This window comes from Actinomadura viridis (assembly GCF_015751755.1).
Taxonomy (GTDB): domain Bacteria; phylum Actinomycetota; class Actinomycetes; order Streptosporangiales; family Streptosporangiaceae; genus Spirillospora; species Spirillospora viridis.
This window is the reverse complement of record NZ_JADOUA010000001.1, coordinates 8,039,186-8,057,321: the sequence shown is the minus strand read 5'-3', so window position 1 is coordinate 8,057,321 and position 18,136 is coordinate 8,039,186. Positions and strand designations below refer to the sequence as shown.

Below are 18,136 nucleotides of genomic sequence, written 5' to 3'. Positions count from 1 at the left end.
TGCGGCGAGCGAGCCCCCCGGCCACGGTGACCGGGTTTCGAGCGGGTTGGCCAGGGCGCACGCCCCCGTACGCGCCGGTGCGTCCGGGGGGCGCCCTGTGCAAGTCAGGCAAGCGCACCGACCTGAACGGATGCTGAATCGCCGCCGAAGCTCTCCTGCGGGTTCAGGTGGCGAGCGGCAGGATCACCCTGAAGACGGCGCCCTCCCCGGGGGCCGAGTCCACCTCGACCCGCCCCTCGTGCGCCGCCACCAGGGCCGCCACGATGGCCAGGCCGAGCCCGGTGCTGCCGTTCTCCCTGCCACGGGACGGGCTGACGCGGTAGAAGCGCTCGAAGACCCGTTCCACCTGCTCCTGCGAGAGGCCCGGCCCGTCGTCGGCCACCTCGCACACCACCGCCGGGCCGCTCTCCAGCGTCCCCGGCCGCAGCCGTACGGTCACCGACGTCCCGGCCGGGGTGTGCGTGACCGCGTTGGTCAGCAGGTTGCCCAGGACCTGCCGCAGCCGAGGCTCGTCCCCGAGCACCTGGTAGGCCACGCCGCCCTCGACCGCCAGCCCGACCGAATGGTCCTGGCTGAGCATCCGGGTCTCCTGGACGGCGTCCGCGGCGACGGCCAGCAGGTCCACCGGGCGGCGCTCGATGGGCCGCTGCCGGTCCAGGCGGGCGAGCAGCAGCAGGTCCTCCACCAGCAGGCCCATCCGCGCGGCCGTCTCCTCGATCCGCCCGATCAGCCGGTCCAGCTCCTCGGGCGTGCGGGCGGCGCCCTGCCGGTAGAACTCGGCGAAGCCGCGGATGGCGGTCAGCGGCGTGCGCAGCTCGTGGCTGGCGTCGGCGACGAACCGGCGCATCCGGTCCTCCGAGCGCCGCGCGGTCTCCTCCGACCGCCGGGCCGCCGCCTCCGACTCGGCCCGGGCCCCGAAGGCCGCCTCGATCTGGGCGAGCATGGCGTTGAGGGAGCGGCCGAGCCGCCCCACCTCGGTACGCGGATCGGCCTCGGGCACCCGCCGGGACAGGTCCCCGGTCGCGATGGCCCCGGCCGTCTCCTCGATCGCCGCCAGCGGGCGCAGGCTGGCCCGGACCACCCAGACCCCGACGGCGGCCAGCACCGCCACCACCAGCATGCCGACGATCACGTCGATCGCCATCAGCCGGTTGGTCGTACGGCGGATCTCGTCCAGGCTGAGCCCCAGCACGAGGAACTGGCCGTTGGGCAGCGGCTCGGCCAGGATCCGCCACGGCGCCCCCGAGCCGCCGCGGCCCCCCACCGTGAACGGCCGCCCCAGCCGCGACTCCAGGGTCGCCGGGACGCGCGGGCTGCCGCTGTCGCCGAACGCGCTGTAGCTCCTGAGCCGCACCCCGTTCCGGGTCTGGATCAGGACGTACACCTCGCTGGGCACCCGTACCTCGACGTCGCCCCGGTTGATCTGGGAGACCACCCGGTCGGCGGTGACCTGCAGCTGGCCGTCCGCCCGGCCGACGAGGTACTGGCTCAGGACCGACACCCCGGCCCCGCTCATCACCGTCATGCCCAGGGCGACCAGCACCAGCATGCCCGCGATCAGTTTCACCCGCAGCGGAGTGCGCCCGGGCAGAGCGCGCAACGCCTGGAGGGCCATCAGCGTGGTTCCGGCGACGTCTCCGGCGGCAGCCGCAGCACGTACCCGACGCCGCGCAGGGTGTGGATGAGGCGTGGCTCGGCGTTGTCCATCTTGCGGCGCAGCGCCGAGACGTAGGACTCCACGATCCCGACGTCACCGCCGAAGTCGTAGTTCCACACGTGGTCGAGGATCTGGGGCTTGGACAGCACGCGGCCCGCGTTGGCCATGAGGTAACGCAGCAGCTTGAACTCGGTCGGCGACAGCTGGATCGGCCGTCCGCCGCGCCACACCTCGTGGCTGTCCTCGTCCAGCTCGATGTCGGCGAACACCATCCGCGGCGTCGGCTCCTGGGCGCCGCCGCGGAAGCGCCGCAGCACCGCGCGGATCCGCGCGACGACCTCCTCCAGGCTGAACGGCTTGGTGACGTAGTCGTCCCCGCCGATGGTCAGCCCCTTGATCCGGTCCTGGACGGAGTCGCGGGCGGTGAGGAACAGCACCGGTGTCTGGTCGCCGCCCGAACGCAGCCGCCGCGCGACGTCGAACCCGTCGATGTCGGGCAGCATGACGTCCAGCACGATCAGGTCCGGCCGGCGGCGCCGGGCCGCCTGCACCGCGTCCGCCCCGTTGGTCGCCGTGATCACCTCGAACCCGGTGAAGCGCAGGCTCCCGGCGAGCAGCTCCAGGATGTTCGGCTCGTCCTCGACGACGAGCAGCAGCCCTTCGGAAGCCCTGCCGGCCTGGACCGTGCGTTCCACCAAGGTCGATTCCCCCTCCGCCATCATCCCAGGCTGCCACCCGTTCCTGAAGGCCCGCTGAACGCCCCCTGAGCCTTACCTGCCGGGCCGCGCCCGCGGAGAGGTCCCGCCACGCGAAGCGGCCCGCCCTCCGGAGAGGACGGGCCGCGCGGCCGAACGCGCTTCCCCACGCGCCGACGCGATCAGATTACATCCAGAACGCCACCCTGTCCCGGCACCGGGACGAGAGCCGCGGGCCGGGGGCGGTCTCCCGCCCGCTCCCCGGTCCGCGGTCACCCGTGGGCACAGGTGGTCACTCGCCCTTCCAGACCGGCTTGCGCTTCTCGGCGAAGGCGGCCGGGCCCTCCTGGGCGTCCTTGGAGGTGAAGACGGGCAGGGTGATCTCGTTCTGCTTCTTCCACGCCTCGGTGGAGTCCCAGTCGGCGGACTCGACGATGACCTTCTTGGTGGCGGCCAGGGCCAGCGGCGCGTTCTCGGCCACCTTGAGGGCCAGTTCCTTGGCCGCGGCCAGGGCCTGGCCCGGCTCGGCGAGCCGGTTGACGAAGCCCAGCTCGGCCATCCGGTCCGCCGGGTACTTGTCGCCGGTGAGCGCGATCTCCATGGCGATGTGGAACGGGATCCGCTGCGGCAGCCGCAGCAGCCCGCCGCCGGCCGCGACCAGCCCGCGCTTGGGCTCGGGCAGCCCGAACTGGGCGTCCCGGGCCGCCACGATCATGTCGCAGCTCAGCGCGACCTCGCAGCCGCCGGCCAGCGCGTAGCCCTCGATCGCGGCGATCAGCGGCTTGGCCGACGGGCGCTCGACGATCCCGGCGAACCCGCGGCCCTCGACGATCGGGTTGTCGCCCGTGAGGAAGCCCTTGAGGTCCATGCCCGCGCAGAACGTGCCGCCGGCGCCGGTCAGCACGCCGATGGACAGGTCCTTGCGCGAGTCCAGCTCGTCCAGCGCCGCCGCGATGCCCCGCGCCACGTCGCCGTTGACGGCGTTCCTGGCCTCGGGGCGGTTGATCGTGATGACGAGGACGGCGCCGTCCTCCTCGGTGAGAACAGCTTCGGACATGTCAGGCCTCACTTCGGCTGGAAGCGGATGCCACCGTCGAAACGGATGGTCTCACCGTTCATGTAGTCGTTCTCGATCAGGGACTTCACCAGGTGGGCGAACTCCGACGCCCTGCCCATGCGCTTGGGGAAGGGCACCGGCGCGGCCAGTTTGGCCTTGAACGCCTCGGCGGCCTCGCCCTCGCCGTAGATGGGGGTGTCGATGATGCCCGGGCAGACGGTGTTGACCCGGACGCCGATGGCGGCCAGGTCGCGGGCGGCCGGCAGGGTCATGCCGACGATGCCGCCCTTGGAGGCGGAGTAGGCGACCTGCCCGGTCTGGCCTTCCAGGGCGGCGACCGAGGCCGTGTTGATCACCACGCCGCGCAGGCCGTCCGCGTCGGCCGGGTCGGTCTTGGCGATGGCCGCCGCGCCGATCCGCATGAGGTTGAAGGTACCGATCAGGTTGACCTTGATGACGGTCTCGAACTGGCCGAGATCGTGCGGGGTGCCGTCGCGGCCGACGGTACGGGACGCCCAGCCGATGCCGGCGCTGTTGACGACGACGCGCAGCGGGGCGCCGGTGTCCACGGCGGCCTGGACGGCGGCCTGCACCTGCGCCTCGTCGGTGACGTCGGTCTTGACGAAGACGCCGCCGACCTCCTCGGCCAGGGCCTTGCCCTTGTCCTCGTTGAGGTCGGCGACCACTACCTTGACGCCGTCGGCGGCCAGGGCGCGGACGGTGGCCTCGCCGAGACCGCTCGCACCGCCGGATACGACGGCGGAAACTCCGTTCAGGTCCATGCGCAGCACCTTACGTGTGAGACCGAATGTGGTTCGGGTCATGCTACCCAGGAGTCACAATACGGGTCACGTTTGCCCCCTCCCCTCCCGGGCATGCGCGTCGGGTACAGGCGTGCCGACCGGGAGCAGAGATGAGCGAACCACCCGCACAGAGCCAGACCTACCCGGGGCGGACGGCGGATATGGCGCCCGAGCCCCGCGACGAGATGCGCGAGTACCAGGGACGCGGTCTCCTGGACGGGCGGCGCGCGCTGATCACCGGGGGCGACTCGGGGATCGGCCGGGCGGTGGCCGTCGCGTTCGCCAAGGAGGGCGCCGACGTCGCGATCACCTACCTCAGCGAGGACGACGACGCCCGGCACACCGCGGAGCTGGTCGACCGGGAGGGGCGCCGCTGCGTCACCCTCGGCGGCGACCTGGCCGAGGAACGGCACGCCCGGGAGACCGTCCGGCACGCCGTCCGCGACCTCGGCGGCCTGGACGTCCTCGTGCTGCACCACGGGACGCAGACGCCCGTCCAGGACGTGCGCGAGATCGACGACGCGCAGCTGCGCCGCACCTTCGACGTGAACGTGCTGTCGCTGTTCTGGATCGTCCAGGAGGCCCTGGACCACCTGAAGTCCGGCTCCTCGATCATCTTCACCGGGTCGATCAACGGGCTGCGCGGCAACAAGACCCTGATCGACTACTCGGCGAGCAAGGCCGCGGCCATGACGCTGGCCCAGTCGCTGGCGCAGAACCTCATGGACAAGGGCATCCGTGTCAACTGCGTGGCGCCCGGACCGGTCTGGACGCCGCTGATCCCGGCGACCTTCGACGCGGAACGGGTCGAGGGCTTCGGTGAGCAGGCCCCGATGGAACGCGCCGCCCACCCCGACGAGATCGCCCCGTCCTACGTCTTCTTCGCCTCCGGGGTGATGTCCTCCTATTACTCCGGCCAGACCCTCGTTCCCGCCGGGGGCGAGATCCACCCCGGCTGACGGGATCCGCCCAGGCCGACGCAGGCGGGTTCACCCCGGCCGACGCAGGCGGGTTCACCGCGCGTTCCGGGGGCCTCCGGCCGTGCCCGCGAGGTCCCCGGCGCCGAGGCCGGCGTCCTCGACCCCGTCGAGGCGGTACAGGGCGTACGCCTGCTTGATGACCGGCAGGGCGACGTTGCGGACCCGCACGCCGCCCGGCGTCTCGCCCTTCTCCGTGCCCATGTGCGCGTGGCCGTGCACCGCGAGCGCGACCCCGGCGGCGTCGATGGCCTCGGCCATCAGGTAGCTGCCGAGGAACGGGAAGATCTCCGGCGGCTCGCCGGCCAGGGTGTCCTCGACCGGGGAGTAGTGGGTCAGGGCGATCCGCACGTCGGCGTCCAGTTCCAGGAGCGCGCCGCCCAGGCGGGCGGCGAACTCCTTGGTGTGCCCCACGAACGCCTTCATCTCGGGCTCGCCGAAGTCGCTGGCGCAGCGCCCGGCGAAGCCGCCGCCGAAGCCCTTGCCGCCGGCGACGCCCAGGCGGGTGCCCTGGCAGTCCAGGACGGTCCCGGTGCCCTCCAGGACGGTGATCCCGGCGTCCCGCAGGACGCCGGCGATCTCCTCCTGGGCGTCGGAGTGGTAGTCGTGGTTGCCCAGTACCGCGACCACCGGAAGGCCGAGGTCGCGCAGCTCGGCGGCGGCCACCCGGCCCTCCTCGACGGTGCCGTGCCGGGTGAGGTCACCGGCCACCAGGAGGACGTCGGCCTGATCGGGCAGCGCGCCGAGGCGGTCCCGGTACGTCCCGGCCACCTCCGGCCCCACGTGCAGATCGCCGACCGCGGCGACGCGGATCATGACAGCCTCTCCTCACCGTCCGGCTCCCGTACCGGGACCACGGACACCTCGTTGCGGATCGGCCGCCCCTCCGCGGCGCCGCGGGCGGCCTCCTCCACCTCCCGCCGCCGCTCCTCGTTCACCACCTCGCCGTGCAGGTAGATCACCTCGCCCCGGACGTCGACGCGGATGCCCAGCTCGTGGGCGCGGCCGGCCAGCCGTTCCTGGATGTGGGCGGCCAGATACCCGGATGGGTCCGTCACAGCTCTCCCCCTTCGATGACGCCCAGCTTCTCCAGCAGGGTCAGGAACGCGTAGGCGTACGGCGAGTGGGCCGTCTCCCCGGCGACGTGCGGCCAGTCCACCTGCTCGCGCAGCGCGCGGCACACGTGCAGGTAGCCGCCGAAGTCGCAGGAGGTCTCGGTGAACGCCAGCAGCCGCATGATGACCAGGTCGGTGGCGGGCAGCACCGGCATGAGCACGGCCTCCACCGACAGCCGCTCGGCCCGGCCGAGCAGTTCCCCGTCCACCGGGCGGCCCGACGGCTCGTAGATGAGGTCGATCAGCCGGTCGCCGTCGTAGGCCTTGGCCAGCCAGTTCTCCGGGCACTCGTGCCGCCGCATGCCCGCGGCGCCCAGCACGTCCAGCGCGGCCTCGACGTCGCGCTCGCGCAACACGAAGTCCACGTCGTGCGTCGATGACGCCGCCCCGCGCGCGTACGCGGCGAACCCGCCCGCCAGCGCGAACTCGATCCCGCCCTCCTCCAGCGCCGCGGCGGCCCGCTTGAGGCTCCGCAGCAGGCCCTTCTCGGCGGACGCTCCGGGTCCCGGGACCCCGGCCTCGGTGCTCACATGCCCCACGCGTTCCCCTGTCTCATCGGTTGGGGCGTGCGGTACCCCGAGATCCCCGGGTCATGCCGTCCGCCGGGTCGCGGCGCCTCGCCGCCACGCGTCCAGAGGCGCGGCCCGCCGCGACCCGGCGTGGAGATCAGCAGTCGATGAACTCCGGCGACTGGTTGAGGAGCTGGGCCCGCGGGGAGACGAACGCGGCGTGGCGCTCGGCGGTGCCGGGGGCGTCCGGGGCGAAGGCCGCGACCCGGTGGCAGTTCTGGAACGCCAGCCGGACGCCGAAGTGGCGTTCCAGCGCGCCGCGCATCGCGTCGCTGGCCAGCACGCGCAGCAGCTGCCCGCGGGCCGCCTCGTCCGGGGGCGGCGTCACGTTGTCGGCGAACCCGCCGGCCGACGCGCGCATCCGCCCGACGACCTCCTCGATGAGCCGCCACGCGTACGGCAGCGAGTCGCGGACGCACTCCACGAACGCGGCGTCGTCCACCTCGCCCCGCCGCGCCCGCTCCAGCAACCGGTCGTCGACAGTCAGGGACATGACCGTTCTCCTCTCCTCGCTCGGTCGATCGAGGATCAGGGTCGCATGAAAACGATATTCATTCCAATGGGAGGAGGTGGGCGTTTCCCTTACCTTCCGGACACGCCTGCGTTCGAGCGACGACCCCCCATGGGACGTCCACCCGAGTGCAGGCCGAAGCGCGGGCGGCAGCCACCTCACTCGCGATTGCCGGTGATGGCCCCCAGGGAGGCGCCAAGGGGCGGACGTGGCCGGATCCGGCGGGCGCGAGCGGGGTCGCGCATGTGTCGTCGATCACAGACCGATAAATCGATCAATCAATGGATATTCCTCCCCAATCACTGAATGTAATCGGATCACCCTTCTCCGATGCGTTCCCGGGAGTCTTTGGAAACGTATCCACAAGGACAGTGACCCAGATCACTTTCACCGGGGGCGCGGCGGGGAAACCGCAGGTAGCACGATCAAGGACCATTTCTTTCGGACACCTGTCCGCCCTGCCCGATCGAAGGGGGATTTGCCCGCCGCCGAGTTCCGTGGCTACCTTCAATCCGTTCCTGCGGCACTGGAGCCGCTCCAACAGAACAGTCACACGCCGACACGCGGTCGCGGCGCCATCACTCACCCCGCCGCCCGGATGAACCCGCGTGCACGGCAGCCGCGTCCGTGCAGACAAGAGGCACGGAGCCGGAAAGCGCCCAAGGCTCGCGCTGGCCCTTCCAGCCATCGCCCTGCCCGAACGCGCCGCGATCCCATCGTCGTGCGGAGTCCCCGCCTGCGGTGCGGGCTGCCCGGTAGGCACCACCCGCGAGGTCAGGAGCCGTCCTGAGTACTCCCATCCACCCCAAGAGCAAGGTTTCCCTCAAGCCGATCATCGGTGGCATCTCGCTGGGCGCGACGACCGCGCTCGGAGCGACGGTCCTCGTGGCCGCCCCGGTGAACGCCGCCACCCCGCGTACGGCCGCCGCGCCGCAGCGGGCGACCCTGGCGAGCGCGCAGTCCGCGCAGATCAGCGCGGCTCGGAAGGCCCGCCAGAAGCAGCGCGCCGACAAGGCCGTCGCCTACGCCTACAAGCAGATCGGCGACCCGTACCGCTACGGCGCCACGGGCCCGGGCTCGTGGGACTGCTCGGGCCTCGCCGGCGGGGCGTGGCGCAAGGCCGGCGTGAAGCTTCCGCGCACGACCCAGCAGATCTACAAGGCGGTCAAGCACAAGGTGTCCTGGAAGGGCGCCGTCAAGGGAGACCTGCTCTTCTTCTACTCCGGCAAGAGCCACATGGGCGTCTACGCCGGCAAGGGCTACATGATCCACGCGCCGAGTTCGGGCAAGCGGGTCAAAAAGATCAAACTGAACGGCTACTACAAGCGCAATTTCACCGGAGGCGTCCGCCCCGGTTACTGAGACGCCGCCTGAACGGCGCCTCGTGATTCCGCCTGCTTCCAGCGACCCGCTCGCCGTGGGGTTCCGGCCTCGCTCGGAAACCCACGGCGAGCGCATTTCTCATTAAAGTTCCGGATAGTCGGTGTAGCCGCGGTGGTCCCCTCCGTAGAAGGTGGACGAGTCGGCCGTGTTGTAGGGGCCGCCGGCCTTGATGCGGGCGGGCAGGTCGGGGTTGGCCAGCCACAGCTCGCCGAACGCGACCGCGTCGGCGACCCCTTCCCGCAGCGCCTCGGCACCGTACTCGGGACGGGACGGGAACGCCTCCGGCGTGGGGTGCGGGTTGAGGACCAGCGTGCCGGGCCACTCGCCGCGCAGCCGCCTGGTCAGCTCGCGGTCCCCCATCTCCATGATGTGGACGAAGGCCAGGCCCAGCGGGGCCAGCGCGCGCAGCAGCGCCGTGTAGACCTCGGCCGGGTCGCTCTCCGAGATCCCGTTGACGGTGGTGCCCGGGGACACCCGCAGGCCGACCCGTTCCGGGCCGATGGCCCCGGCGACCGCCTGGACGACCTCCACGGCGAACCGGATGCGTCCTGCGACGCTCCCGCCGTAGGCGTCGGTACGCCGGTTGGTGCCGTCCGCGAGGAACTGGTTGATGAGGTACCCGTTGGCCCCGTGCAGTTCCACCCCGTCGAACCCGGCCTCGATGGCGTTGCGCGCCGCGTCCGCGAAGTCCTCGACCGTCCGCGCGATGTCGTCCAGGGTCATCTCGCGGGGCTCCGGATGGTCCAGCAGCCCCTCCGGGGTGAACAACCGCTCGCCGGAGGCGATCGGCGAGGGCGCCACCGGCAGCTCCCCGTCCGGGTAGAGCGTCGGGTGGCCGATCCGGCCGGAGTGCATCAGCTGGACGAAGATCCGCCCGCCCTTCGCGTGCACCGCGTCGGTCACCTTCCGCCAGGCGGCCACCTGCTCGCCGGAGTGCAGGCCGGGCGTCCACACGTACCCCTGGCCGATCAGGCACGGCTGGGTGGCCTCCGTGATGATCAGCCCGGCCCCGGCGCGCTGCGCGTAGTACTCGGCGGTCAGCTCGCCGACCCGGCCCTCCTCGAACGCGCGGCTCCGCGTCATCGGCGCCATGAAGACGCGGTTGTCCAGTTCCAGCTTTCCGACGGTCACCGGCTCGAACAGTTCCCTCACGACGCACTCCCAGTGATCAAAGTTCTTCCTGGTCATGAACGTACGAGCGATCCACTCGGGCCCGAATCCGTAGGGTTTCGGTACTGGGCCACGTAGTTTTGAAGCGTGCTCTACGGGCGGGAAACAGAACAGGCGCGGATCTCACGGTTGATCGCGGACGCGCGCGACCACCGGCGCAGCCGCGCCCTGGTGCTTCGCGGCGAGGCCGGGATCGGCAAGTCGGCGCTGCTCGAATGGGCCGTCGGCCAGGGTCCCTGGGCCGGGGACGGCCGGGCCGGCGGAGCGGAGCGGCTGCTGCGCGCGACCGGTTTCGAGGCCGAGGAGGACATCGCCTTCGGGGGGCTCAACCAGGTGCTGTGGCCCGTCCGCGCACGCCTGGACGACCTGCCCGGCCCCCAGGGCGCCGCGCTCCGCACCGCCCTCGCCCTCCCGGCGGCGACCGCCGGGGCCGGGGCCGGCCGCGGGCATGACCGCTTCGCCGCCGGGCTCGCCGTCCTCACCCTGCTCGCCGACCTGGCCGAGGACGGCCCGGTGCTGTGCCTGGTCGACGACGCGCAGTGGCTCGACACCGCCAGCGCCGAGGCGCTGGTGTTCGCGGCCCGGCGGCTGGCGGCCGAGGGTGTGGTGATGCTGTTCGCCGCGCGGGAGGAGGGCTTCGCCGCCGGCGGCGGCCTGGAGGAGCTCTGGCTCGGGCGGCTGGGCCGGGACGACGCCGAGAGACTCCTCGCCCAACGCGACGGCGTCCCCGCCACGGTCCGCGAACGGATCATCCACGAGTCCGAGGGCAACCCCCTGGCACTGATCGAGCTCTGCCCGCCTGCGGCGCCGGAGGCGGGCACCACCGCGCCCCTCCCGCTGGCCGACCGGGTGACCGCCACGTTCCGCGAACGGATCGACCGGCTGCCCGAGCGCACCCGGCTGATGCTGCTGCTCGCCTCGGCCGAGGGCCGCGGCCACCTGCCCACCGTGCTCGCCGCGGGCGCGGTGCTCGGCGCCGGGCTGGCCGACCTGGAGGACGCCGAACGGGCCCGGCTGGTCGAGGTGACCGGCTCCTGGATCGGGTTCCGGCACCCGCTGATCCGGGCCGCCGCGTACCAGGGCACGGTCGCGGCGCGGCGGCTGGAGGCCCACCGGGCGCTGGCGGCCTCCGCCACCGACCCCGACTGCGGTGTCCGGCACGCCGCCGCGGCGGCCACGGCGCCCGACGAGGACGTGGCCGCCCGGCTGGAACGTTCGGCGGAACGGGCCCGCGACCGTACCGGCTACGGCACCGCGGCCCGCCTCTACCGGCAGGCCGCCGACCTCAGCCCCGAACGGCGCGGGCGGGCCCGCCGGCTGGGCGCCGCCGCGACCGCGTCGCTGCAGGCCGGGCGGATCGAGGACGCCCGGGAGCTGGCCGAGGCCGCCGGACCCGACACCGCCGACCCGGCCGAACGGAACGGGCTGGTACGGGTACGCGCCGCGGTGGAGTTCGAATGCGGTGACCCCTTGACGGCGGCGCGGATGCTGGTGGACCACGCCGCGCTCGCCGGCACCGGCGACGACGTCCAGGGCATGCTGCGCACCGGCGCCGCCTACGCCTGGATGGCCGGCGAGACGTCCGTGCTCTGCCGGGCCGCCCGGCTGCTCCCGTCCGCCGACAAGGGCGTGCACGGGATGGCGCGGCTCGTCGGCGGCGACTACGAGGCCGGCCTTCCCCTGCTGAACGGGCTCATCGAGGCGGCCCGATCCGGCCACGGCGCCGGGACCGGCGCCCCGGCCTCCGGGGACGACCGGATGGAGGCCGTCCAGGCGGTGCTGGCCGCGCTGATCGTCGGGGACGACGAGGGCGCGCTGGAGCTGGCCGCCGCCGAGGCCGCGTACTGCCGGCGGCACGGTCTCGCGGGCGCGCTGCCGAACGTCCTGGAGGTCCTGGCGCGGGCGCAGGTCGCCGCCGGGCTGCACCGGGACGCCGAGGCCACCGTGGCCGAGGCGGCCGACCTCGCCCGCGACACCGGCGCGTGGCGCCGCGCCGGGCGGCTCGGCACGGTCCCGGCCCGGATCGCCGCGATCGAGGGCGACCGGGCACGGCTCACCGCCCTGCTCGAAGCGGCGGGCGGGCCTCCGGACGCCGCCGCCGTCGCCGCCCTGGGCCTGCTGGACCTCGGGCTGGGCCGGTACGAGGAGGCGCTGCGGGGGCTGGAGGAGATCACGCTCCACCCGCACCGGCACACCGCGGACGTCATGGTCGCCGCCGCCGACCAGATCGAGGCGGCCGTCCGGGCGGGCCGTCCGGACCGGGCGCGTCCGCCGTACGAACGGCTGCGGGCGTGGGCGGACGCCGGGGGACGGCCCTGGGCCGCGGCGGTCGCGCTGCGTTCCCAGGCGTTGCTCAGCGACTCCGAGGACGCCGCCCGCGAGCCTTTCGAGGAAGCCCTGCGCCTGCACGAGGAGGCCGTCCGGGCCGCCGGGCAGGGCGGGCGGCCCTTCGAGAAGGCGCGCACCGAACTGCTGTACGGGGAGTGGCTGCGCCGGGCGCGCCGCCGTTCCGACGCGCGCGTCCCGCTGCGTTCGGCGCTGGAGACCTTCGAACGGCTGAACGCGGCGCCCTGGGCCGAGCGGGCGCGTGCCGAGCTGCGCGCGACCGGCGGGAACGGGCAGCCGGCCCCCGCGCACGAGCGGGCACTGGCCGACGACCTGCCCGCCCGGCTCACCCCGCAGGAGCTGCAGGTCGTCCGGCTGGCCGCGGACGGCGTCAGCAGCCGGGAGATCGCCGCGCAGCTCTTCCTGAGCCCGCGGACGGTCGAGTACCACCTCTACAAGGCCTATCCCAAGCTCGGCGTCGCGTCCCGCAAGGAGCTGTCCCGGCTGCGCGAGGAGCTCGAACCCGCCCGCACCTGACACCGCGCCCCGGTCCGGCAGAATGGCCGGCGATGACCTCCGCACGCATCGGCCGCGCCCGGGACTCGCTGCTCGGGCTGGCGCTGGGGGACGCCCTCGGCTCGCAGTTCTTCGTCCCCGCCAACCGTCCCGCCTTCGACTCCCGCACCGTACCGCCCGCCCCCTGGCAGTGGACCGACGACACCGAGATGGCCTGCTCGGTCCTGCTCGTCCTCGCCCGCCACGGAACGGTCGACCAGGACGACCTCGCCGCGAGCTTCGCCCGCCACCACGACTTCGACCGCGGCTACGGGCCGTCCACCGGCCGCCTCCTGCGCCTGGTCCGCGAGGGCGGCGACTGGCGCGTCCTCGCCCGCGAGGCGTTCGGCGGCCAGGGCTCCTGGGGCAACGGCGCGGCGATGCGGGTGGCCCCGCTCGGCGCCTGGCACGCCGGTGACCCCGCGGAGGCCGCCCGGCAGGCCGAACGGTCGGCCGTCGTCACCCATCCGCATCCGGAGGCCGTCGCCGGAGCGATCGCCGTGGCCGTGGCCGCCGCCCTCGCCGCCGCCACGGCCCGGCCGGCGCCGGGCGTCTTCCTCGACGGGGTCCTGGAGCACGTCCCGGACGGCACCGTACGCGCGGGCATCGCCGAGGCCAGGCGGCTGCTGACCGTACGCGACCCCGGGACGGCCGCCGCGGTCCTCGGCAACGGCCGCCAGGTCGCCGCGCACGACACCGTCCCCTTCACGCTGTGGGCCGTGGCCCGGCATCTCGACGACTACGAGACGGCCTTCTGGACGACCGCCGCCGCGGGCGGCGACATCGACACCACCTGCGCGATCGCCGGGGGCATCGTCGCCGCCCGGGTCGGCGCCGAGGGCCTTCCCGCCGCGTGGCTGGACGCCTGCGAGCCCCTCCCCGGCTGGGCCGCTATCCCGTAGGGAGGCTGCGGGCGAGGAAATCCTCGGTCAGCCGCCACGCCCGCTCGGCCGCCCCGGGATTGTGGAACATGGGGGCCTTGCGGTTGTGGAACGCGTGCCCCGCGTCCTCCTGCACGTGGAACTCCACGTTCGGCCTGCCCTCCACGGCCCGTTCCACCTCCGCCACCTTCGCCCGCGGGATGTAGGGGTCCGAGCCCCCGAAATGGAACTGCAGGGGGCAGCCGATCTCGTCCAGCAGGTCCAGCTGGTCCGGTACGCCCGAACCGTAGAACGACACCACCGCGGCGACGTCGTCCACCCGGGCGCCGAGCGCGTAGGCGAGCGTCCCGCCGAGGCAGAAGCCCAGCAGGCCGACCGGCCCCCGCGTCTCCGGAAGACCCCGCAGGCGATCGAGGGAGGCCGCGAGGTCGTCCAGCCCCTTCCCGGCGTCGAACCGGGAGGCGACCCCCAACGACCGCTTGAGGCCCTCCTCGTCATGCGACGAGGCCCATCCCGGATGGACCCGCCAGAAGAGGTCGGGCGCCGCCACCACGTACCCCAGCGCGGCCAGGTCCTCGGCCACGGCCCGGATATAGGCGCCCACACCGTAGATCTCCTGGATCAGCAGGATGCCGGGGCCCCCGCCTCCCTCGGGCGTCCACACGTTCAGGGCGAACTCGCCGTCCGCAACGGTCACGGTCTCGGTGCGCGTCGTCATCACCCCATGATCGCGTAAACGGTGGTGGCGTGCGCCGCGGGCTCGTCGTCGCCCTCCGCCGTCATCGTGACGTCGGCGAACGCCAGCGTCCGGCCCAGCTTGGTGATCCGCACCGCGACCAGCACGTCCCGGCCCACGATCGGACGCTGGAACGTGGTGTTCTGCTGCACCGTGGTCATCGGGACGAACCCGTCCCGCGCGCCCGACACCGCGATCACCGTCGCCGTGTCCGCCGCCGCCATCAGCGCCTGCCCCGACATGCCGCCGCCCTCCCGGGCCAGCCGCTCCGACCAGGGCAGCCGCAGCACGGCCCGCCGGTCGCCCACCTCCTCGACCGTCAGCCCGAGGTCGAGCACCCAGGGCGCGAAGTTGTCACGAAGGATCCTGTCGCCGTCCTCGGGCTTCACCGTCATCCCGCCATGATGCACGCTGGAGCCATGCGTGAGGAGATCTTCCTGCCCGCCGCTTACGCCGAGGGGGTGCCCTACGGCGCGTTCCGGCGGCTGCGCGCCCAGGCCCCGGTCCGCCGGATCCCCGAACCCGCCGTCGGCCCCTGGCCCGCGGGCCCCGGCTACTGGGCGGTGTTCCGGCACGCCGACGTCAAGCACGTCCTGCGCACCCCCGACCTGTTCTCCTCCAACCTCGGTGCCACCCAGATCCGCGACCCCGACACCCCCGAGGACCTGGAGTTCGTCCGGTCGATGATGCTCAACCAGGACCCGCCCGGCCACTCCCGGCTCCGCCGCATCGTCGCCGCCGCGTTCACGCCCCGCGCCGTCCGGGCCCTGGAGTCCACGATCGAGGACCGCGCCCGCTCCCTGATCGCCGCCGCCCGCGGCGAGACCGACTTCGTCGAGGTGGCCGCCGACCTGCCCGTCTGGACCCTCGCGCACATCATGGGCGTCCCCGCCGAGGACCGCCGCCTCCTGTACGACTGGGCGTCCCGCGTGATCGGCTACCAGGACGCCGAGTACGCCGGGCTGTCCACCGCGGACCTGGACTCCCTCAGCCCCCTGGGCCGCGCCGCCGCCGAGCACCGTCCCGTCCTCCGCCGCCCCGACGGCCGCCCGGTCAACCCGCGCTCCCGCGCCGCCCTCCGCGACATGTTCGGCTACGCGCACGCCCTCGCCGCCGCCAAACGCGAGCGCCCGGGCGAGGACATCATGTCCCGGATGCTCGCCGGCGGCCTGACCACGGCCGAGTTCGAGAACGCCTTCTTCCTCTTCGCCGTCGCGGGCAACGAGACCCTCCGCAACGGCATCCCGGGCGGCCTCCTCACCCTCCTCGACCACCCCGCCGAGTTCGACCGGCTCCGCGAGGACCCCTCACTTCTCCCCTCCGCCATCGAGGAGATGCTGCGCTACTGGCCCCCGGTGATGGACTTCCGCCGTACCGCCACCCGCGACCTGGAACTGGCCGGCCAGGAGATCCGCGCCGGTGACAAGGTCGTCGTCTACCACGCCTCGGCCAACCGCGACGAGACCGTCTTCCCCGAGCCCGACCGGTTCGACATCACCCGGACGCCCAACGACCACGTCAGCTTCGGCTTCGGCCCGCACTACTGCCTGGGCGCCCACCTCGCCCGCGTCCAGATGCGCGCGATCTTCCGGGAACTGCTCCCCCTCGAGATCGAGCGGACCGGCGCCCCCGTACGCCTGGCCTCCAACTTCCAGAACGGCCTCAAGCACCTCCCGGTCCGCCTGCGCTGAGCAGCGCGGCGACCCGTCCGGCCAGTTCCGGCGGGATCGCCTCGGCGATCTGCTCCGCGGTCAGCCCCGCCAGCGCCGCCCGCGCGACCTCCCCGTCCGGCGCCTGCCGCGCCAGCGCCGCCTTCACCTCCTGGACGCTCGTGTAGGTGTCCCGCACGATGTTGACGTGCCGCCACGTCGGGTTGTCCGCCGCCGCCCCCGAGGGCGCGGGCGCGGTGTCGGTGTTCCACACGATGTCGCGGATCTTCCTCAGGTCATCGTCGGACAGCGGCATGTCTTCCTCCCCGAGGGCCAGCGCCCTCAACTCCTCGAAAGTGCCCCGGTAGGCGTTGACGTCGCAGTCACCGGAGATCCCCGGCACCCTCCCGCTGCTGGAGAACTGGAGGATCGAGACGGACTCGCCCCCGAACGACGACCACCACGACGCCGGCACCTTCGCGTACAGCGACGACGGCGCCCCCGACCCGTTCACGTAGTGGCTCTGCCAGATCGTGTCGAAGAACCCCAGATCCGGCCGCCCCTGCCGTTCCCAGTACCAGCGCGGGAAGTACCCGATCACCGGGTGCCCCCCGGTCCGCTCCTTGAACTCCCGCACCCAGTCCTCGGCCGTGGAGGCGTTCGCACCGGACGCCTCCACGTCCAGCGCCACGGCGAACCCCGACACGTCCCCGGCCTTCCCCAGGAAGTACCGCGCCTGCGCCGCCCCGTTCCCCCCGTGCAGGAAGTGGTACGCCCCCGGCAGGAACCCGTCCAGCTTGAGCATCTCCGACCGGTTGTGCGCCCACGTGGGGTTCGTGTACCCGGTCCCCTCGGTCACCTTGCTGAAGGCGAACCGGATCCCCGACTCCCGCACCCTCGGCCACGACGGCCGCCCCTGATACGAGGCCACGTCCACGCCGTACAGCGGCATAGTTCCCTCCTCTGCCGGACGCAGGGGACGATAGCGGCATACGCCCCACGGCACCCCGAACTCCGGCGAACGCCGCCGGGCGGGTTAGTGGGATGCACGCGGCGATGGGTCCCTCTAGACTCGGTGCGAGCCCCGCGGGGCTCCCCGTCCTCAGCCGGACCAAGGAGGGATCCCACCAGCCGAGGTACAACCCAGGGTCGCTAGCTCAATTGGCAGAGCTCCGGACTTTTAATCCGTAGGTTGTGGGTTCGAGTCCCACGCGACCCACCCACCCTGACCAGGGCAAACGCGAGATTGCCCGGTATGCCCCCCGCCAGTTGCGTCCCGTTTCGTCCCCGTGGCTGCTCGAAGGCTGCTCGTGGGGGCTGGAGCGGGGACGATCATGGCCTGGAACACCACTCTCACCACACGTGATGCAGCGAAAAGGTCGCCGTGTCGCGCCCATCACGCTCGCGGTACGGCACGTGTGATGCACAGCCGGTGACATAGAGTTGTGCGGGGTCTTCGGGCGAGGAAGTGGTACTCGGTGACCGGCGATGACACCGCGGCGGAGGGATCGGCCGGTGATGTCGCGGCGCCGCCTCTGGCCCGCAAGGTCGACTACCTGTTCCGCATGGTGCATCCGCATGACCGTTGCCCCTTCTCCCTTCAGGAGGCCGCGGCCAGGATCGAAAGGCTGACCGGGGAGAAGGTCTCACACAACACCTTGTGGAAGCTGCGGACGGGCAAGCACGACAATCCGACCAAGCGGGTGCTGGAAGCCCTGGCCGCGTTCTTCGGTGTCACTCCGTCCTACTTCTTCGACGACGAGGTGTCCCGGTCCATCGAGGGCCAGATCGAACTGCTGGCCGTGTTGCGCGATACCGGAGTACGCGGTGCCCACCTGCGCAGCTTCCTGCAGCTGCCGCCCGAGGCACAGCAGATGGTCGGTGAGCTGATCGAGTCCACCGCGCGCCTGGAGCGTCGGGGCCAGACCGAACAACGAGGAATCCGCTGGCGCTTGAGCCTCCTGTGACAGAATCACGATTCGTAGTTGACTTGTTGCGTCGAGTCCGGTCAGCGGGTGTGTGAGGGTGCCGGGCGCGGAGGCCGGGGAGGCGA

Annotated in this window: 18 protein-coding genes and 1 tRNA gene; 7 read left to right on the top strand and 12 right to left on the bottom strand. The window is 72.8% G+C overall.

Annotated elements, in window-relative coordinates; translation table 11 throughout:
- Positions 1-163: 163 nt before the first annotated feature.
- The 4 genes from IW256_RS36665 to IW256_RS36650 form a co-directional block, all read right to left on the bottom strand.
- Positions 164-1,615, bottom strand: coding sequence for a sensor histidine kinase (locus IW256_RS36665; RefSeq protein ID WP_197015314.1), 1,452 nt, complete (start codon positions 1,613-1,615; stop codon positions 164-166).
- Positions 1,615-2,376: a response regulator transcription factor gene (locus IW256_RS36660; RefSeq protein WP_231404076.1), complete on the bottom strand. Its 762-nt coding sequence runs from the start codon at positions 2,374-2,376 to the stop codon at positions 1,615-1,617. Before IW256_RS36660 ends, IW256_RS36665 begins: the two co-directional genes overlap by 1 nt.
- Before the next feature lie 268 nt (positions 2,377-2,644).
- Entirely contained in the window at positions 2,645-3,409 is a 765-nt protein-coding gene (locus IW256_RS36655) for a crotonase/enoyl-CoA hydratase family protein (RefSeq protein ID WP_197015313.1), read from the bottom strand.
- An 8-nt stretch (positions 3,410-3,417) separates the two neighbouring features.
- On the bottom strand, positions 3,418-4,191 hold the full coding sequence (locus IW256_RS36650) for an SDR family oxidoreductase (RefSeq protein WP_197015312.1): 774 nt from the start codon (positions 4,189-4,191) through the stop codon (positions 3,418-3,420).
- Between the two features lie 131 nt (positions 4,192-4,322).
- Here IW256_RS36650 and IW256_RS36645 point away from each other — a divergent pair, with 131 nt between their 5' ends.
- Complete coding sequence (locus IW256_RS36645; protein WP_197015311.1) at positions 4,323-5,171, top strand: SDR family oxidoreductase; 849 nt, start codon at positions 4,323-4,325, stop codon at positions 5,169-5,171.
- A 54-nt stretch (positions 5,172-5,225) separates the two neighbouring features.
- Here IW256_RS36645 and IW256_RS36640 read toward each other — a convergent pair whose 3' ends face one another.
- The 4 genes from IW256_RS36640 to IW256_RS36625 all read right to left on the bottom strand — a co-directional run bounded on the left by IW256_RS36640 (position 5,226) and on the right by IW256_RS36625 (position 7,366).
- Positions 5,226-6,005: a metallophosphoesterase family protein gene (locus IW256_RS36640; protein ID WP_197015310.1), complete on the bottom strand. Its 780-nt coding sequence runs from the start codon at positions 6,003-6,005 to the stop codon at positions 5,226-5,228.
- Complete coding sequence (locus IW256_RS36635; RefSeq protein ID WP_197015309.1) at positions 6,002-6,247, bottom strand: BON domain-containing protein; 246 nt, start codon at positions 6,245-6,247, stop codon at positions 6,002-6,004. Before IW256_RS36635 ends, IW256_RS36640 begins: the two co-directional genes overlap by 4 nt.
- Positions 6,244-6,843 carry a nucleotidyltransferase gene (locus IW256_RS36630; RefSeq protein WP_307829312.1) on the bottom strand — a complete coding sequence of 200 codons (600 nt, stop codon included), beginning with the start codon at positions 6,841-6,843 and terminating at the stop codon, positions 6,244-6,246. The genes IW256_RS36635 and IW256_RS36630 overlap by 4 nt, the downstream gene beginning before the upstream one ends.
- Positions 6,844-6,970: 127 nt before the next feature.
- The gene (locus IW256_RS36625; RefSeq protein ID WP_197015308.1) at positions 6,971-7,366 is read right to left on the bottom strand and encodes an SCO5389 family protein; all 396 of its coding nucleotides are present in this window, start codon (positions 7,364-7,366) and stop codon (positions 6,971-6,973) included.
- A 903-nt stretch (positions 7,367-8,269) separates the two neighbouring features.
- Here IW256_RS36625 and IW256_RS36620 point away from each other — a divergent pair.
- Entirely contained in the window at positions 8,270-8,746 is a 477-nt protein-coding gene (locus IW256_RS36620) for a C40 family peptidase (RefSeq protein ID WP_307829311.1), read from the top strand.
- Between the two features lie 102 nt (positions 8,747-8,848).
- Here IW256_RS36620 and IW256_RS36615 read toward each other — a convergent pair whose 3' ends face one another.
- Complete coding sequence (locus IW256_RS36615; protein WP_197015307.1) at positions 8,849-9,919, bottom strand: alkene reductase; 1,071 nt, start codon at positions 9,917-9,919, stop codon at positions 8,849-8,851.
- Between the two features lie 105 nt (positions 9,920-10,024).
- Here IW256_RS36615 and IW256_RS36610 point away from each other — a divergent pair, with 105 nt between their 5' ends.
- Positions 10,025-12,799, top strand: a complete 2,775-nt coding sequence (locus tag IW256_RS36610) for a LuxR C-terminal-related transcriptional regulator (RefSeq protein ID WP_197015306.1) — start codon at positions 10,025-10,027, stop codon at positions 12,797-12,799.
- A gap of 32 nt (positions 12,800-12,831) precedes the next feature.
- Positions 12,832-13,719 (top strand): ADP-ribosylglycohydrolase family protein, encoded by an 888-nt coding sequence (locus IW256_RS36605; RefSeq protein WP_197015305.1) that lies wholly within the window; start codon positions 12,832-12,834, stop codon positions 13,717-13,719.
- On the opposite strand, the gene IW256_RS36600 is transcribed toward IW256_RS36605, so the two are convergent.
- Both IW256_RS36600 and IW256_RS36595 read right to left on the bottom strand, forming a co-directional pair.
- Positions 13,709-14,416 (bottom strand): dienelactone hydrolase family protein, encoded by a 708-nt coding sequence (locus IW256_RS36600; protein ID WP_197015304.1) that lies wholly within the window; start codon positions 14,414-14,416, stop codon positions 13,709-13,711. The two genes, IW256_RS36605 and IW256_RS36600, sit on opposite strands and share 11 nt — an antisense overlap.
- Positions 14,416-14,829, bottom strand: coding sequence for a PaaI family thioesterase (locus tag IW256_RS36595; RefSeq protein WP_197015303.1), 414 nt, complete (start codon positions 14,827-14,829; stop codon positions 14,416-14,418). Before IW256_RS36595 ends, IW256_RS36600 begins: the two co-directional genes overlap by 1 nt.
- A gap of 24 nt (positions 14,830-14,853) precedes the next feature.
- Here IW256_RS36595 and IW256_RS36590 point away from each other — a divergent pair, with 24 nt between their 5' ends.
- A complete protein-coding gene (locus IW256_RS36590; RefSeq protein WP_231404073.1) occupies positions 14,854-16,125 on the top strand; it encodes a cytochrome P450 in 1,272 nt (423 codons plus the stop codon).
- Here the strand turns inward: IW256_RS36590 and IW256_RS36585 are convergent.
- Positions 16,097-17,035 carry a glycoside hydrolase family 25 protein gene (locus IW256_RS36585; protein WP_197015302.1) on the bottom strand — a complete coding sequence of 313 codons (939 nt, stop codon included), beginning with the start codon at positions 17,033-17,035 and terminating at the stop codon, positions 16,097-16,099. The two genes, IW256_RS36590 and IW256_RS36585, sit on opposite strands and share 29 nt — an antisense overlap.
- A gap of 194 nt (positions 17,036-17,229) precedes the next feature.
- Here IW256_RS36585 and IW256_RS36580 point away from each other — a divergent pair.
- Together IW256_RS36580 and IW256_RS36575 are read left to right on the top strand one after the other, a co-directional pair.
- Positions 17,230-17,302: transfer RNA gene (locus IW256_RS36580), tRNA-Lys, on the top strand.
- A gap of 259 nt (positions 17,303-17,561) precedes the next feature.
- Positions 17,562-18,050: a helix-turn-helix domain-containing protein gene (locus IW256_RS36575; RefSeq protein ID WP_197015301.1), complete on the top strand. Its 489-nt coding sequence runs from the start codon at positions 17,562-17,564 to the stop codon at positions 18,048-18,050.
- Positions 18,051-18,136 lie beyond the last annotated feature (86 nt).